The sequence below is a fragment of the Flavobacterium proteolyticum genome (genome assembly GCF_015223105.1).
GTDB lineage: Bacteria > Bacteroidota > Bacteroidia > Flavobacteriales > Flavobacteriaceae > Flavobacterium > Flavobacterium proteolyticum.
In genome coordinates this window covers 1-17,911 of the sequence record NZ_JADFTZ010000006.1, presented here as the reverse complement: position 1 = coordinate 17,911, position 17,911 = coordinate 1, and the positions used below count along the sequence as shown (strand labels likewise).

The following is a 17,911-nucleotide window of genomic DNA, read 5'->3' as shown; positions in this document are numbered from 1 at the left end:
TTGAACTCTAATACACAATTAATTTACCTGTAATGAAAAAATATATTTTAAGTTTTCTATTGGTTGGAAGCTTTGCTGTTGCGCAAAATTTAACCATTGAAGAAACCGTTTTAGGGCCAAGAAAATATGCCCCAACAACACAAACTGCCCAACAATGGCGTAAAGATTCCAAATCCATCACGTATTTAAGTACTGACTTTTCTTCTCTTATTGAAAAAAGCGCTGCAAACGGTTGGACAGCTTCAACTTTAGCTTCAAAAGCTGAATTTGAAACCGCTTTGAAATCGAAAATTTCAAATGATGAATTTACGATTAGAACGTTTCCATTTTCAATCAATTGGAAAACTGTAAATACGTTTGAAACGGAAGTTGCAGGCAAGAAAAACAATTACAAAGTAACGTATGACGTTGTTTCAAAACAAATTACTTCTGTGATTAGTTATGCGGTTGAAGGTACTCAGGCAAAATTCGCTTCTAACAACAATGTAGCTTGGTTACAAGAAAACAATATCCGAATTACAACTCCATCGGGACAAGTTATTGAAGTTACGAACGATGAAAACAAATCAATCGTAAACGGTTCTGATTATGTACACCGTCAAGAATTTGGTATCGACAGAGGAATGTGGTGGAACGAAGAAGGAACGCAATTAGCCTATTATCGTAAAGATGAAACTATGGTAGCTAATTATCCTTTAACCAATTGGAATGAACGAGAAGCAACCAACAAAGACATCAAATATCCAATGGCTGGAATGACAAGTGAGAATGTTACTTTGGTAATTTACGATATAGTTTCAGGTAAAAAAGTAACAATTCAGACTGGCGAACCAAAAGACCAATATTTAACCATGGTGTCTTGGGAACCAACTGGAAAACATATTTTCATTGGCATTTTGAATCGCGAACAAAATCATTTAAAATTCAATAAATATGATGTGGCAACAGGCGCTTTAGTAAAAACATTATTTGAAGAAAAAACAACAACTTGGGTAGAACCACAACATCCATTAACTTTTGTACCCAATAACCCTTATCAATTTATTTACCAAACCGATTTCTTTGGTTTCAACCAAATGTATTTATACAATACCGATGGAAAACTATTGAAAAACTTAGGTTTTAATGATGTTGTAGTAAAAGACGTATTAGGTTTTGATGCAAGCAACACAAAAATAAACTACATCGGAACAACCAATAATGGCTTAGATCGTCAGTTGTTTCAAGTGGATTTAAAATCAGGAAAAACTATACAGTTAACGACAGTTTCTGGAACGCACACCGCTTCTGTTTCTTCTGACGGAACCATGATTTTAGACCAATACAGCAATTTAACCACTCCAAACGAAATTTCGATTTTAAACATCAAAAATAAAATGGCGAATACTTCTTTAGTAAAAGCCGAAAATCCATTCACAGGAAAAATTGATTTACCTAAAATTGAATTCGTAACCTTAACTTCTCCTGATGGAAAAACGCCATTAAACGGAAGATTAATTTATCCTGGAAACTTTGATGCTACTAAAAAATATCCAGTAATGGTTTATGTTTACGGAGGTTCTCACGCGCAATTAGTAAACAATCGTTGGTTAGGTGGTGCTGGATTCTTTGATATTTACATGGCTCAAAAAGGATACGTAGTATTTACGTTAGACAATAGAGGAAGCGATTCTCGTGGTAAAAAATTCTGTGAGGTTACGCATAGAAATTTAGGCGTAAACGAAATGGCAGATCAAATGAAAGGAATTGAATTCTTAAAATCAAAATCATTTGTTGATGCTGATAAAATTGGTGTTTTTGGATGGAGTTACGGTGGTTTCATGACCACTTCGTTAATGACAAATCATTCTGATGTATTCAAAGTAGGTGTAGCTGGTGGACCAGTTATTGATTGGAAATACTATGAAATTATGTATGGAGAACGCTATATGGATACACCACAAGAAAATCCAGAAGGTTATGAAAAAACATCTTTGTTAAACAAAGCAAAAGATTTAAAAGGAAAATTGTTAATTATTCACGGGGCGCAAGACCCTGTAGTGGTGCAACAACATAGTATGAATTTTATTGAAGCTTGCATTAAAGCAGGAAAACAAGTAGATTATTTCTTATATCCAAATCACGAACATAACGTAAGTGGAAGAGATCGAATTCACATGTATGCAAAAATTGCAGATTACTTTGATTTACACTTGAAAAAATAAATTTTCACAAAATAAAAAGCGAATCCGTTGAATTATCAGCGGATTTCTTTTTTAAGAAGTTTTCAAAATAAAAAGCATTTTTCTATATTGCAACCTCAAACAAAACTAAATGGATACTAAAATCATAAAAAACAGAGAGTTAAAACTTTGGGAAGCCTTAATTCCCGTTTTTGCTCTAATTGGAATGCTTGCTTACAATGTACTTTTTGCTTACAACGGACCCGATGATAATGCATTAGGTGGAAGTAATCAGTTTATTCTTTTACTTGGTGGTGCTGTTGCGGCGATTATGGGATATTTTACAAAAGTTCCTTTTCATAAAATGCTTGATGAAGTAGCTAACAATATAAAATCCACTGCAGGAGCTATCTTAATTTTATTGATGGTAGGTGCTTTAGCAGGAACTTGGATGGTAAGTGGTATCATTCCTTCCATGATTTATTATGGTTTACAAATTTTGAGTCCAGCCGTATTTTTACCAGCTACTTTGATTATTTGTTCGGTAATTTCAATCGCAACAGGTAGTTCTTGGACCACTTCTGCTACTGTAGGTATTGCCTTGATAGGTATTGGAGGTGCTTTAGGTTTTGATTTAGGAATGGTTGCCGGAGCAGTAATTTCAGGTGCTTATTTTGGTGATAAATTATCTCCAATGTCAGACACTACCAACCTTGCCCCTGCTATGGCAGGAACTGATTTGTTTACGCATATTAAATACATGAGTTTAACTACAATTCCTACTTACATTATCACTTTATTGTTATTCATAATTTTAGGACTTTCAGTAGATGTAACAGGTGAAGCCAATACAGATGACTTATTAAATTCAATTACAGCAAGTTTTAATGTAACGCCTTGGTTATTTTTAGTTCCAGTTATTGTTATTGGATTAATCGTGAAGAAAACAGAACCTTTGGTTGCACTATTAGTTGGAACTTTATTAGCAGGAATATTTGCAATTATTTTCCAACCTGAAGTTGTGAACGGAATCACAGGAGCTAACAGCATGACTTTTAAATCTGCTTATAAAGGAGTTATGGAAGCTATTACATCAAAAGTAGTTGTACCAACAGAAAATAAAACTTTAATTGATTTATTTACATCTGGCGGTATGGCTAAAATGTTGCCTACTATTTGGTTAATTTTATGTGCGATGGTTTTCGGAGGAATTATGGATGCCATTGGAGCTTTATCAAGAATTAGTGAATCCTTATTAAAATTAGCGCATTCTACTTTTGGTTTATTCGCTTCAACAGTTGGAAGCTGTTTAGCGTTAAACATTACCGCTTCTGACCAATATTTAGCGATTGTAGTTCCAGGTAAAATGTTTGCCAAAGCTTATAAAGATAAAGGTTTAGCTCCTGAAAACTTAAGTAGAACTCTAGAGGATACTGGAACGGTAACTTCGGTTTTAGTCCCTTGGAATACTTGTGGCGCTTATCAAGCGGGAACTCTTGGTGTATCAACTCTTGATTATTTACCTTATGCTTTCTTCAATATACTAAGTCCATTCATGACGTTAATTTTTGCTGCATTCAATATTAAAATCAGACAATTGATTAATACTATTAAATAGTATATTTACTATAATTTTAATTTATACTTAAATAAAATTTAACCATTACTTTAACAAGGTAGTGGTTTTTTTATTCGTAAATTAGCAAGTGTAAAAAATTAGAAAACAAACACTTACAATCATAAATTAAAATTATTGAATATGGAAAACTCAAACGACATTAGCAAATGCCCATTTCATCAAAACCAAAAAGGATTAAGTGATGGTGTTAAAAATCACGATTGGTGGCCAAAATCATTGAATTTAGATATTTTGCACCAACATGACACCAAAACCAATCCATTAGGAGAAAACTTCAATTATGCAGAGGAATTCAAAAAACTAGATTTAGAAGCCTTAAAATCCGATTTAAAAAACTTAATGACTGAAAGTCAAGATTGGTGGCCAGCCGATTGGGGTCATTATGGTGGATTATTTATCCGTATGGCATGGCATTCTGCTGGAACTTATAGAATTTCAGATGGTCGTGGTGGTTCTGGAACAGGAAATTTGAGATTTGCTCCTTTAAACAGTTGGCCTGATAATGGAAATTTAGATAAAGCACGAAGATTATTATGGCCTATCAAAAAGAAATATGGAAACAAAATTTCTTGGGCTGACTTAATGATTTTAGCCGGAAATATGGCTTACGAATCGATGGGATTAAAAACATTCGGATTCGCTGGTGGTCGTGAAGATATTTGGCACCCTGAAAAAGACATTTATTGGGGAGCTGAGAGAGAATGGTTAGCTAAATCAGGTAGTAAAGGAACAAGATATTCTGGAGAACGAGATTTAGAAAATCCATTAGCAGCTGTAATGATGGGATTAATTTACGTAAACCCAGAAGGCGTTGACGGACAACCTGACCCACTAAAAACCGCTTATGACGTTCGTGTTACTTTCCAAAGAATGGCGATGAACGATGAAGAAACTGTAGCTTTAACCGCTGGAGGCCACACTGTTGGAAAAGCTCATGGAAATGGAGATGCTTCTACTTTAGGTCCAGAGCCAGAAGCAGGTGCTATTGAAAATCAAGGTTTTGGTTGGTTAAACCCAAAAGGTGGCGGTGCAAATGCTGTTACTAGTGGTTTAGAAGGTTCTTGGACAACTCATCCAACACGTTGGGACAACGAATATTTCCACTTATTATTAAACTACGATTGGGAATTAAAGAAAAGTCCCGCTGGTGCTAATCAATGGGAACCGATCAACATCAAAGAAGAAGACATGCCGACTGACGCTTACAATCCATCAGTAAAAAGAAATCCGATTATGACGGATGCCGATATGGCGATGAAAATGGATCCAGCTTATCGCGAAATTTCAGAGCGTTTTTACAAAGATCCAGCATATTTTTCAGATGTTTTCGCAAGAGCTTGGTTCAAATTAACACACCGAGATTTAGGTCCAAGTTCTCGTTATTTAGGTGCTGATGCTCCAAAAGAAGAATTAATTTGGCAAGATCCGATTCCAACAGCAGATTACAAGTTATCAGATTCAGAAATTGAAGACTTAAAAGTGAAATTATTAAATTCTGGATTAACTAGAACCGAATTAATCAATACCGCTTGGGATAGCGCAAGAACTTTCAGAGGTTCTGATTTTAGAGGCGGTGCTAATGGAGCCAGAATCCGATTAGAACCACAAAGAAATTGGGTAGCCAACGAACCAGAAAGATTACAAAAAGTCTTGAATAAATTAGTTGAAATCCAAGCTGGTTTATCGAAAAAAGTAAGCTTAGCAGATTTAATCGTATTAGGAGGAAGTGCTGCAATCGAACAAGCTGCAAAAGAAGGTGGATTTAACGTTAAAGTTCCATTCCACGCAGGAAGAGGCGATGCTTCTCCAGAAATGACAGATGCAGAATCATTCGAAGTATTAGAACCAACAAACGATGCTTTCAGAAACTTCATGAAAGCGAAATATGTTGTGGAACCAGAAGAATTAATGTTGGACAAAGCGCAACTTTTAGGTTTAACCGCTACAGAAATGACGGTTTTAATTGGAGGAATGCGTGTTTTAGGAACTAATTTTGGAGGAACCAAACATGGAGTATTCACTGATAAAGAAGGTGTTCTTACGAATGATTTCTTCGTGAACTTAACCGATATGAACTATTCTTGGAAACCTGTTGGAGATAATCTTTACAACATCGTAAACAGAAAAACAGGTGCTACTAAATGGACAGCAACTCGTGTAGATTTAATCTTTGGTTCAAATTCAATTCTTCGTGCTTATGCAGAAGTGTATGCACAAGACGACAATAAAGAGAAATTCGTAAAAGATTTTATCAATGTTTGGACAAAAGTAATGAACGCTGACCGATTTGACTTGAAATAATTTCAATGTAGAACTCACTAAAACCACCTAATTTCAGGTGGTTTTTTTATTTTATTACTTTAAATTTTGATGGAAAAATCTTCCATAATTTTTATCTATCATAATATCTAAAAATATAATAAATATCATGTTTTTTTGTTGTTTCTATTTGTAATTTCGCACTCAGAAAAATAACAATAATTTTAAATAAAAAATCATGGCATTAGTTGGAAAAAAATTCCCAAACATTACAGTAGACGCAATCTCTTTCATGGGAGATAATTTAAGAATCAACGTTTTAGAAGAAGCGGTAAACAACAAGAAAAAAGTAGTTTTATTTTGGTATCCAAAAGATTTTACTTTCGTATGCCCAACAGAATTACATGCTTTTCAAGCTGCTTTACAAGAATTTGAAAATAGAAATACAATGGTTATTGGTGCTTCTTGTGATACAAACGAAGTACACTTTGCTTGGTTAAATACAGCAAAAGATAACGGTGGAATCGAAGGTGTAACTTATCCACTTTTAGCTGATACAACTAGAAACTTAGCTGCTGCTTTAGATATTTTAGATGCAGAATGGGTTTACAACGAAGATTTAAATGATGAAATCTTAGAAGGTTCAAACGTTACTTTCAGAGCTACTTATTTAATTGACGAAGAAGGAAAAGTATTCCACGAAAGCGTTAACGATATGCCATTAGGAAGAAACGTAAACGAGTACTTAAGATTAATCGATGCTTACACTCACGTTCAAACTAAAGGTGAGGTTTGTCCAGCTAACTGGGAAGAAGGAAAAGAAGCAATGAACGCTGATAGAAAATCTACAGCTGCTTATTTAGCTTCTCATTAATAATTTTGTTTCAAGTTTCAGGTTTCAGGTTATTCAACTTGGAACTTGAAACTTTAAACTTTAAACTAAAAAAAATGTTTACAGAAATTGAACAAGATAATTTAGCGGAAATTGTTGCTTCAAACGAAACGGTTATAGTACAATATTCAGCTTCATGGTGTGGAAATTGCCGTATTATGAAACCAAAATTCAAAATGATGGCTTCTCAAAACGAAGCAGTTCCTTTTGTAATGGTAGATGCAGAAAAATTTCCAGAATCAAGAAAATTAGCAAAAGTGGATAATTTACCTACGTTTGCTACTTTCAAAAATGGTGTTTTAGTAAATCAAACACAAACTAATAAAGCTGAAGTTTTAGCCGAATTAGTAAATGAAGTAGTTTAATTATGAAATTACCCATTATAAAACAGTTAACTCAATTTATTGAAGATAACGATCAGGATTATATTGTGGAAACTATTGAAGTATTAGAAAATCTTTGCGAAGTTTCCTCTTTAAAAGATGAAGAATTAGATGTAATTGCAGAATTAATTTCTAATATGTACGGTGCTTTAGAAGTAAATCAAGCCATAAAAGATGGAGCTGATAAAAAAACAGCTTTAAACGATTTTATGAAGCGTGTTTTAGGTTCGATAGACAAATAATACCATTTCAAAAGAATGAATTTATTAAGCTTTATGTGATAAACATAGAGCTTTTTTCATTTTAATATTCAAATCACACAAAAATTATATGCATTCATAGTAATTTAACAATTTATTTATATATTGCACATTATTAAATTAAAAATAATGTGTATGGCTAAAATTACTTTGATTGCATCATTTGCCTTATTATTTATATCATCAATAGGATTTTCTCAAAACGAGAGAATTGAATTTAAACCAAGACCAGCTGAATTTGAGCTATACGAATATCGCAACGATAGTATATTTCCACTAAAAACTCCGGTTCAAAATACAACAAATCGAGTTTTTGAAAGCAAACTTCCCTATCCCATTATTTTTATTCACGGATTAAATTCAAGTTCAGAAACTTGGAATACATCTACTGATTATTACGATACTCAATATGGCTTTACTTTTGGTGGTCGTTTTGATTTTTGTTTGAATGCTGACAATAACAATACAACAACAAATAAAAATTTCTACCCAACAGCTGGTGCAGATATTGCCGCATTTGAATCTTTAGTACAAAACGGTGATTATTTTTATGTAAATTTCAATGTAAACCCAAATGGCGCTGTCGGAACAACTGTTTTAAGTAACCAATCAGCTATTGCTAAACAAGGAGCAGCAGTAAGAGTTGCTGTTCAACGCGTTATGGAAGTAACAGGTAAAGATAAAGTAATTTTAGTAGGCCACAGTATGGGAGGTTTAGCTTCTAGAGAGTACATTCAAAACTCCTACAATTGGCAATCGGATAACAAACATCATGTTGCCAAACTATTAACTCTTGGAACTCCTCATGGAGGAAGTAATGCAAGTGATAATTTCTTAGCATTTATGACAGGAACCGATGTAAGTTCGGAAGCTATTAGGGATTTAAAAACTACTTATTACTACAGTGGTGAAGGTGGTCACTTTTTATTTGGAGGTTTAGAAGTTCAGAATAGTACTAGCATGAATGACAACTCGTACTCTCCAGATTTTTACAATTCCGATATTAATTGTAATGGTATTGTGGGTGAAAATATTCAAGGATTAAATCAAAAATCAATAGATAATTTAATTGATTTTTCATGTGTTATTGGAAGAATTACCAATGCTTTCGGAAGTAATGTTACCACAGACGGAGTTGTTCCTGAACCATCTTCGAATATGAATACTTATCTAACCGGATTAACCTATCCTGCCAAATTATTCTATTTTAATTCTGGATATGACTTAATTGAAAATCATACAGAATTACCAGGCTATCCATACCAAATGATGCAAGGTTTAGATGAACCAAATTTCAAAGAATTAGCTTATGGAATTCAAACAAATAAAAACTATATAGGCTACACAACGGTTCAAAATCCAACAGGTGCAGACAATGATTATTTTAAATTTACAGTAACGGATAATGTAAATGCGATAGTAAATGTAAGCAGTATTGTAACTTCAGCTATGAACGGTACCATTTTAAATTCGGCAGGAACTGCTGTAGGAGCATCACAAAATAATAGTGGTGCTACAATTAGTTTTACAAGAACGCTAGCGCCTGGAGATTACTATTTAAAACTTACAAGCACTAGCCCAACTAATACCAATTATACAACACCTTATCAATTTAATATCACCACTACTTTAAGTGTTGATGATACTAGTTTTGAGTCATTTGTTTTTTATCCAAATCCAGTTAGAGATATTTTACATTTAGATAATATTTTATTAACTAAAGCGAGTATTTATAGTGTTTTAGGTCAATTAATCGACACTAAATCATTTGAAAATGCAACTTCTAATACTTTAGATTTAACTAATTTAGAAAGTGGAATCTACTTAATTGTATTAGAAAACGATTCCCAACAAAAAACAATAAAAGTAGTTAAAGAATAAAACGAAAAAACGCTCTATTTAAGAGCGTTTTTTTATTTAAAATATTTCTTTCTCAACCAGAAAGCTACATTCACCAAAGTTATCAAAGCGGGAACTTCCACTAAAGGTCCTATAACACCAGCAAAGGCTTGTCCGCTATTGATTCCAAATACGCCGATAGATACTGCTATTGCTAATTCAAAATTGTTTCCTGAAGCGGTAAACGATAAAGCAACAGTATCTCTATAATCTGCACCGATTTTCTTAGCTACAAAGAACATCAAGAAAAACATAATAGCGAAGAAAATTACTAATGGAATGGCAATACGAACAACATCCATTGGTAAATCAACAATCATTTCACCTTTTAAACTGAACATTACTACAATAGTAAAAAGCAAGGCAATCAAAGTAATTGGTGATACAAAAGGAATGAATTTTTGATTGAACCACTTATCTCCAATAAACTTTTTAATAGCAAAACGACTTATAACAGCCAATGCAAACGGAATTCCTAAATAAATTCCAACTGTTTGAGCAATCTCTGAAATAGTGATATTTAATTCTAAACCTTTAATTCCGAATAAAGGCAACATGATTTCCAAATAGAAATACGCATATAAACTAAAAAAGAAAACTTGTAACAAACTATTAATTCCAATTAAACCTGCTGTTAATTCTCGGTTACCTTCGGCTAGTTCATTCCAAACGATTACCATAGCAATACATGGCGCAATTCCTATGATAATTAACCCTGTCATGTATTCTGTATAATCTTTCAAGAAGAATGTAGCCAATAAAAACATTAAAAAAGGTCCAACAATCCAAGTAATGAAAAACGAAGCCGATAATAACTTTGGTTTTTCAAACATTTGAGGCACTTTAGAAAAATCAATTTTGGTTAAAGGTGGATACATCATCAAAATTAATCCAATTGCCAACGGAACATTCGTAGTTCCTGATGAAAATGAATTTATAAAATCAGCTGAATTGGGAATAAAATATCCTATTCCTACTCCAATTAACATCGCTAAGAAAATCCAAAGCGTTAAATAGCGGTCTAAAAATCCTAATCGTTTTTTCATTTATTTCTATTTAATTTGAGAAAATACAAAATACATTTCACTGGCAATTTGTAAACTTCTTTCAGCGTATTTTTCGTTCATTACATCAGTTCCATCAAAGGCTTTTGGATCGTCGTATTTGATTGAAAATCTTGCTTCTGCACCAAAAACCATTGGACAACCTTCGTCTGCGTTATTGCAGGTCATAATGGCTCCGAAGTTAGTTTTTGGATTAAAATCATCGAAATAAGTTTTTGAAAAACAAATGATGGGATGTTGATTATCATCAAATTTAACTGCGTAAACTGGATTTTGCTCTTGACTTAACTTCTGAATTTGAAATCCTTGGTTTACTAAGGTTTCGCCAACTTTTGAGAACATTGCTGTTGCTTCCGTTCCGCCAGAATAGCAAAATACATTCTTGATTCCGAATTGAAATGTCATGGTTTGTGCCCAGATTTGCGACAAATGACTTCTTCTTGAATTGTGCGTACAAATGAAATTCAATCGAATTTCTTCGTTTAAATCGACTTTATTTTGAATGTAATCTACTAGCGGTTGCAAAATTGCTTTACGTTCCTCTGAAACCGTAATTTTCGCAATAGATTCGATGGTTTTTGATAAATCCTCTAACATAATTATTTTACGTTAAAAAATTAGCAACAACCTGAATCAGGTGTACAACAAGAAGTTTGTTTTGGCTTCCACTCGCCTATTTTGACTTTCATTTTTTCTGGTGGAATTCCGCAATTGTCTTTGGCTAAACAATCGGTTAGTTTTGAACGTAACTGAAAGTTGGTTCCATCAAATTCCAAACTAAATTTTCCGATGGTTTCCTTCATTTGGTATTCAACTTCAATTTCCAAATCAGGTAAACCTAATGTTTTTTCTGAAAGTTCTATGATGTGAACTAGTTTTTCTGGGTGCAATCTGTGATCGTAATCATTGGCTTCCCAAAGTTGGAAATTCACTACTTCTTCTGTTCTAACAGTTCCACCGCAATCGATGAAATGTTTGGTTACTTTTCCCACTTCAGTAACGTGGAAATGACTTGGCACCAAATCGCCGTTTGGCAATTGAAACGCTATTGTAGATAGCTTTTTTAATTGAGTTTTGATTTCGGATAGTTTCATAGTTGTGTTTTTTTAAATTATTTTCAAAAGTTCTCGATACAATTTTTAAAAGCAAAAATTAGCATTTTCTCTTTTAAAAATCATTCGAATTGACGTTGCTTCACTTAGCAACATTTGTTTTTTAACTTATGACGAATCATACCAAAGTGGTTTTCTATTTTATCAATAGTATCTGGATTGATGCAATAGCAAATTGCGGTTCCTTCGATAGTTCCTTTGATGATGTTAGCGTTTTTTAATTCTTTCAAGTGTTGCGAAATCGTAGGCTGTGCTAATGGTAATTCGTTTACAATATCACCACAAATACAAGTATCCACAGTTAATAAATAGTCTACAATTGCTATACGAGCAGGATGCGACAAGGCTTTGAACAAAGTTGCCATTTCGTTTTGCTCTATTGAAAAAGAATCAGATTTTGAAGCTCCCATGATTTTTTAAATTATTATATTGCAATATTACGATAAACAAATATAATACACAATAAAAAATCCCGAAATTTCTTTCGGGATTTAAAATATTTAGAAAATTAGAGATTATTTACCTCCTTTTTCCATTTTAGCTTTTAATTCAGCAAGAATATCGTTGTTATCACCTAAAGTAGATGTTTGTGCTGGAGCTGAAGTGTTTTCAGTTACAGTTTTAGCGATTTTCTCTTCTTCTTCTCTGAAGATAGCTGTATGAGATGCTACTACTCTTTTGAATTCTTTGTTGAACTCAATAACTTTGAAGTCAGCAGTATCTCCTTTTTTCAATTTTTTACCGTCTTCTTTTTCTAAGTGACGTGTAGGAATGAAAGCAACGATATCGTCACCAAATTCTACAGTAGCTCCCTTGTCAACGATTTCTGAAATTGTTCCGTTGTGGATAGTTCCAACAGCGAAAGCATCTTCATACTTATCCCAAGGATTTGGAGTTGTTTGTTTGTGACCTAAAGATAATTTACGACCTTCAACGTCTAATTCTAAAACAACAACGTCTAATTTATCACCTACGTTTACAAATTCAGATGGGTGTTTGATTTTCTTAGTCCAAGATAAATCAGAGATATATACTAAACCGTCGATACCTTCTTCTAACTCTACGAAAATTCCGAAGTTAGTAAAGTTTCTAACGATTCCAGTGTGTTTAGAACCTACTGGGTATTTAGCCGTGATATCTGTCCATGGATCTTGCGTCATTTGTTTGATACCTAAAGACATTTTTCTTTCATCTCTATCAAGAGTTAAGATAACCGCCTCTACTTCATCACCAATTTTCATGAAATCTTGAGCTGATCTTAAGTGAGTAGACCAAGACATTTCAGAAACGTGGATTAAACCTTCAACACCTTCAGCAACTTCGATGAAAGCACCGTAATCAGCTAAAACAACTACTTTACCTTTAACTTTATCACCTACTTTTAATTCAGCTCCTAAAGCATCCCATGGATGAGCGTGTAATTGTTTTAAACCTAATTGAATTCTTGTTTTCTCATCATCGAAATCAAGGATTACAACGTTTAATTTTTGGTCTAATTCTAATACTTCAGATGGGTGGTTGATTCTTGACCAAGATAAGTCAGTGATGTGGATTAATCCGTCTACACCTCCTAAGTCGATGAATACCCCGTAAGAAGTAATGTTTTTAACAACACCTTCTAATACTTGACCTTTTTCTAACTGACCGATAATTTCTTTTTTCTGAACTTCGATATCAGCTTCGATAAGTGCTTTGTGAGATACTACTACGTTTTTGAATTCGTGGTTAATTTTAACTACTTTGAATTCCATAGTTTTATTCACATATTGATCGTAATCACGGATTGGTTTTACATCAATTTGAGAACCTGGTAAGAATGCTTCGATTCCGAATACGTCAACGATCATACCACCTTTAGTTCTACATTTTACGAAACCATTAACTATTTCTCCTGTTTCGTTAGCAGCGATAACTCTGTCCCAAGCTTTGATAGTTCTAGCTTTTCTGTGAGATAATACTAACTGACCTGTTTTGTCTTCACGAACGTCGATTAATACTTCTACTTTATCACCAACTTTTAAGTTAGGATTGTAACGGAATTCGTTTAAAGAGATAACACCTTCAGATTTAGCGTTGATATCAACGATAGCATCTCTATCAGTAATTCTTACAACAACTCCTTCTACTACTTCCTCATCTCCTGTAGAAATGAAAGTTTTAGTTACTAGATCTTCAAATTCTTGTAAGTTTTTCTCGTCAACTGCATCAATACCTTCTGCATAGTTGTGCCAGTTAAAATTCGCTAAAAACTCTTCTTGTGTTTTGTTAATTTCAGACATGCTGATTAAAAATTTGTATGTTGGGTTTCTTGCGTTTCTTTATGCGAATAGAAAACATCAACAGTGTTTTACATAAATAATTGATACCTAATGGAAACGCTTTTTCGCCAAAAGGTGCGCAAAATTACAACTATATTTTTGATTTACAAAACTTTGAACACTAGTTTTTTATAGTCATTCTAACATTTTTTTATGTTTTGTAAGTGAGTTATTTTGAATACATTTGCGAAAATTAATTTAAAACGATGAAAAAAATAACATTATTAGCTTTACTTACATTATCAATTATCTCGTGTAACAACTTAAAAGATAATGAATTTCTTATTAGCGGAGAAGCTAAAGGGATTGAAAACGGAAAAAAAGCATTTGTAGAAATGCAATCTGAACTAGGGACAATAATAATGGATACCGCTGTGGTTACCGACGGAAAATTTGAGCTAAGAGGAATTGCAAAAAACATCGATTTGGGTTTTGTAAGAATTGAAAACTCTCCTATTAATCTTCCAATAATTATTGAGGAAGGTAAAATTGATATTAAAATTGTTAAAGATTCATTGCATAAATCTTCACTTGGTGGTACGCCTAATAACGATATGTTTCAAAAATTCAACAATGAATCTAGAGCCATTTCTGAAAAGGTAGCAAAATATGAAAGAGATAATGGTGAGATAATGCAAAATGCTCAGGTAAAAAAAGATACTGTTACTATTAAGAGATTAATGAGTGAATATCAAAAATTTCAGGATGAAATGAATGTGTATTCTAAGAAATTTATTAATGATAATCCTGACACCTATATTTCTGTCTTGTTATTAGAAAATTTCTTGATGAGAAACTATCTTTCTAAAGAAGAAGTAACCAAAATTTACAATAAGTTAGATAAAACGATGCAACAAACTAATAGCGGAAAAAGAATTAGCGCTGTTATTTTTAAAAAGAATGTAGTTAAGATAGGAGAAAAAGCACCTAATTTTTCAGCAAACTCTCCAGAAGGAAAAAGAATTTCTTTAAAAGAAACATTAGGAAAAGTGACAATTATTGATTTTTGGGCTTCATGGTGCGGACCGTGTAGAGGTGAAAACCCTAATGTAGTGGCTTTATACAACGAATTTCACGCACAAGGATTAAACATCATTGGCGTGTCTTTAGATAAAGATGCTGCTAAATGGAAAGAAGCTATCGCAAAAGACGGTTTAACTTGGCCACAAATTTCTAATTTGAAATATTGGAACGAACCAATTGCTAAAATGTACAATGTTGAATCTATTCCAGCTACTTTTATCTTGGATGCTAAAGGAAATATTGTAGCAAAAGATCTTAGAGGTGATGAATTGCGCGCTAAAGTAAAAGAACTTTTAGGAGTAAAATAAATCTTGCTCGATATAAATTTAAAAAATCTCCTTAGGGAGATTTTTTTATGTTTTTCATTTACAGAATGTTATAAAATAGTCGGTAAAATAGTAACAAAATCCTTTGTAGGAATAAAAAACAATTCTATATTTGCAACCGCTTAGTCAAATAAGCAAGATGGCTTGGGGAGATACTCAAGCGGCCAACGAGGGCGGACTGTAAATCCGCTGATTACATCTTCGCAGGTTCGAATCCTGCTCTCCCCACAAAAGCACCTCTAATGAGGTGCTTTTTTTATTTCTTTTGGCTTCATGTGATAAAAATATACTTCTAGCATATTGTATCCATACACTATCTATACTTTATCTATACACTATCTATACTTTATCTATGCCATATCAGTGCTATATCTACGCTTTATGTACTAAGTATCTTCCTATTATCTTCCTATTATCTTCCTAGTATCTTCCTAGTATCTGTGTAGTTTCGACTTGGCTCGACTTGACAAAATATAATGTTGTATTGTTTTTAGAGTTCTCGATACATTTTTAAGTTGTAAATCTTAGGCTTTACAATTTAAAAACACTCGAAGTGACGGTGGTGTTATTTCGAAGTGACGGAAGTGTTATTTTGGTTTTGGAAATATATTTTTTTGTATATTTGCATCATTATAAGCCATTTAAATTTTGTATTTGCCATGAAGAGTGTACGTATTGAGAAAATTTTTCACCATGGTGCTTATCGCATTGGGGTGTTTTTTGATAAGAATTTTGAAATTATTGCTGTTTTAAAACGTTTAGGTGCTACTTATAGTGGTTCTCGTAGGTGTTGGTATTTGGATTATTCTAAGGCTTCTTATCATTTATTACGTTCTCATTTTCCAGATTTAGTGGTGGTTACTGAATCTTCTATCCCTAATATGGTGACCGGTGTTGATAACCGTGACCTTTCACCCATAGCTTCTTCAAGCGCTCTTCAGTTAGACTCTTCTTTGAGTAATCCTGAACATAAACCAACTGTGATATCTTTGGATAAATTGAAGTTACAATTGTTGCCAAGTATTGGTAAATATTGGGTTTTTAAGATGCATTTTCATCATGAAATTAGTAAACAACTTTTGAAAACTAAGGGTGTTTATTGGAACGGAAATTATAAAAGCTATATGGTTTTTAGAAATGAAGTTGTGAAGCATGAAGTGGAAAAGGTTTTAGGCGTTTCTGAGTTTTTTGGTACGGACTATTTTGTTAAAGATTCGTTTGTTGGTAAGGGAGAAATTAGGATTTTACCTCATTTAGAAGATGCAGCTTGGATGGAAGTTCATGTTCCTAAAATGGTTGCGGTTCATGAGAAATTAAAACGTTTTTCGATGGCTCGCTACAGTAAGATTAAGGGGTGTTATTTGCTTCCGGCGGCACCTGTAGTGATGGATTCTTTGCATTTACAGTTTGAATCTTCTAGCATTAGTATTACCTCTTTGCTTCCGAAGAATTATTTGGATAAACGAAATTTGCCTAATAAAAAACAATTGGACTTATCTAAAACGAAGAAAAGCTTACTGGATTTGGTTCCAGAGCAAGCTCAAAGTTATTTAAGTAAGATGATTGACACTTTATTGGCTTTGAATTATAGTAGTTCAACCTTGCGAACGTATTGTGGTGCTTTTATTCAATTTTTACGCTTTTTTGAGTTTCGAAATCCTGAGGAAGTTACTAAGGAGGAAATTATTCGTTTTTTAGGCTCTTTGATGGAGCGTGGTTTGTCTGCTACGAGTGGACATAGTATGGTGAATGGGGTTCAATTTTATTATCAGCAAGTTTTAGGGAAAGTTGATTATAGTTTTGTGCTTCCACGACCAAAGAAGGAGAAAAAGTTGCCTGTTGTATTGACTATGGAGGAATGTTTGCAGATTTTTAAAGTTGTAGATAATCCGAAACACAAGCTTTTGTTGTTGATAGGTTATGGAGCTGGGTTGCGTGTGAGTGAGATTGTGAGTTTGAAATGGAGTGATATTTTATTTGAGGAACACAAGATTCATGTTAAGAATGCTAAGGGTAAGAAAGATAGAATGGTTATGCTGCCCTACTCTATTGTTACTTCTTTACAGCTTTATAGAGAACTTTATAAGGGTAAACATTATGTTTTTGAGGGTCAGTTTGCGGGCGAGCCTTATAGTACAGGAAGTGTACAACAGGTGATGCGTAATGCTATAAAGTTATCGGGTTTAGAGAAGAAGGCTACGGTGCATACGTTGCGTCATAGTTTTGCGACACATTTATTAGAAAACGGGACGGATATCCGCTACATTCAGCAATTTTTAGGGCATTCGAGTATAAAAACGACTACTGTTTATACGCATTTAACGAAAACTGCTGTTGATAGGATACAGAGTCCGTTAGATCGCATGGTTGACATAAAAGGTAAGAAAAAACTTGAAGAATAGTTTTTAAAGTTAAAAAAAGTTGTATATATTTGATGATATTTACTAGTTGTGCGTAATACTATGAAAAACCTACTCAAAATAACTTTCTTACTACTTTTAATAAGTTGCAATGCTAGAAAATCTGAAATTATTGAAAATGTAATTCAAGAAAAAGAACCGAAAACTGAGAATC

Annotated in this window: 14 protein-coding genes and 1 tRNA gene; 10 read left to right on the top strand and 5 right to left on the bottom strand. The window is 33.3% G+C overall.

Annotation, left to right across the window (positions count from 1 at the left end; all coding sequences use genetic code 11):
- The first annotated feature begins 32 nt into the window (after positions 1-32).
- The 7 genes from IM755_RS11140 (at position 33) to IM755_RS11110 (ending at position 9,476) form a co-directional block, all read left to right on the top strand.
- Positions 33-2,204 carry a S9 family peptidase gene (locus tag IM755_RS11140; protein ID WP_194096845.1) on the top strand — a complete coding sequence of 724 codons (2,172 nt, stop codon included), beginning with the start codon at positions 33-35 and terminating at the stop codon, positions 2,202-2,204.
- A gap of 109 nt (positions 2,205-2,313) precedes the next feature.
- Complete coding sequence (gene nhaC, locus IM755_RS11135) at positions 2,314-3,780, top strand: Na+/H+ antiporter NhaC (protein ID WP_194096843.1); 1,467 nt, start codon at positions 2,314-2,316, stop codon at positions 3,778-3,780.
- A 141-nt stretch (positions 3,781-3,921) separates the two neighbouring features.
- Positions 3,922-6,102, top strand: a complete 2,181-nt coding sequence (gene katG / locus IM755_RS11130; RefSeq protein WP_194096840.1) for a catalase/peroxidase HPI — start codon at positions 3,922-3,924, stop codon at positions 6,100-6,102.
- Positions 6,103-6,298: 196 nt separating this feature from the next.
- Complete coding sequence (locus IM755_RS11125) at positions 6,299-6,934, top strand: peroxiredoxin (RefSeq protein WP_026726698.1); 636 nt, start codon at positions 6,299-6,301, stop codon at positions 6,932-6,934.
- Positions 6,935-7,008: 74 nt separating this feature from the next.
- Positions 7,009-7,317 (top strand): thioredoxin family protein, encoded by a 309-nt coding sequence (locus IM755_RS11120; protein WP_194096839.1) that lies wholly within the window; start codon positions 7,009-7,011, stop codon positions 7,315-7,317.
- A gap of 2 nt (positions 7,318-7,319) precedes the next feature.
- Positions 7,320-7,577, top strand: a complete 258-nt coding sequence (locus IM755_RS11115) for a DUF6952 family protein (protein ID WP_194096837.1) — start codon at positions 7,320-7,322, stop codon at positions 7,575-7,577.
- Between the two features lie 153 nt (positions 7,578-7,730).
- Positions 7,731-9,476: a T9SS type A sorting domain-containing protein gene (locus IM755_RS11110; protein ID WP_194096835.1), complete on the top strand. Its 1,746-nt coding sequence runs from the start codon at positions 7,731-7,733 to the stop codon at positions 9,474-9,476.
- 32 nt (positions 9,477-9,508) lie between these two features.
- Here the strand turns inward: IM755_RS11110 and arsB are convergent, their stop codons facing one another.
- From arsB to rpsA, 5 genes are all read right to left on the bottom strand, one after another.
- Positions 9,509-10,540, bottom strand: a complete 1,032-nt coding sequence (gene arsB, locus IM755_RS11105; RefSeq protein ID WP_194096833.1) for an ACR3 family arsenite efflux transporter — start codon at positions 10,538-10,540, stop codon at positions 9,509-9,511.
- Between the two features lie 6 nt (positions 10,541-10,546).
- Positions 10,547-11,155: a low molecular weight phosphatase family protein gene (locus tag IM755_RS11100; RefSeq protein WP_194096831.1), complete on the bottom strand. Its 609-nt coding sequence runs from the start codon at positions 11,153-11,155 to the stop codon at positions 10,547-10,549.
- A 20-nt stretch (positions 11,156-11,175) separates the two neighbouring features.
- Complete coding sequence (locus tag IM755_RS11095) at positions 11,176-11,652, bottom strand: DUF6428 family protein (protein WP_194096829.1); 477 nt, start codon at positions 11,650-11,652, stop codon at positions 11,176-11,178.
- Positions 11,653-11,756: 104 nt separating this feature from the next.
- A complete protein-coding gene (locus IM755_RS11090) occupies positions 11,757-12,080 on the bottom strand; it encodes an ArsR/SmtB family transcription factor (protein ID WP_026726706.1) in 324 nt (107 codons plus the stop codon).
- Between the two features lie 105 nt (positions 12,081-12,185).
- Positions 12,186-13,949, bottom strand: coding sequence for a 30S ribosomal protein S1 (gene rpsA / locus IM755_RS11085; RefSeq protein WP_194096827.1), 1,764 nt, complete (start codon positions 13,947-13,949; stop codon positions 12,186-12,188).
- 245 nt (positions 13,950-14,194) lie between these two features.
- Here rpsA and IM755_RS11080 point away from each other — a divergent pair, with 245 nt between their 5' ends.
- From IM755_RS11080 to IM755_RS11070, 3 genes are all read left to right on the top strand, one after another.
- A complete protein-coding gene (locus IM755_RS11080) occupies positions 14,195-15,319 on the top strand; it encodes a TlpA disulfide reductase family protein (protein ID WP_194096825.1) in 1,125 nt (374 codons plus the stop codon).
- Positions 15,320-15,483: 164 nt separating this feature from the next.
- Positions 15,484-15,565: transfer RNA gene (locus tag IM755_RS11075), tRNA-Tyr, on the top strand.
- Positions 15,566-15,996: 431 nt separating this feature from the next.
- Complete coding sequence (locus IM755_RS11070; RefSeq protein ID WP_194096823.1) at positions 15,997-17,739, top strand: tyrosine-type recombinase/integrase; 1,743 nt, start codon at positions 15,997-15,999, stop codon at positions 17,737-17,739.
- Positions 17,740-17,911 lie beyond the last annotated feature (172 nt).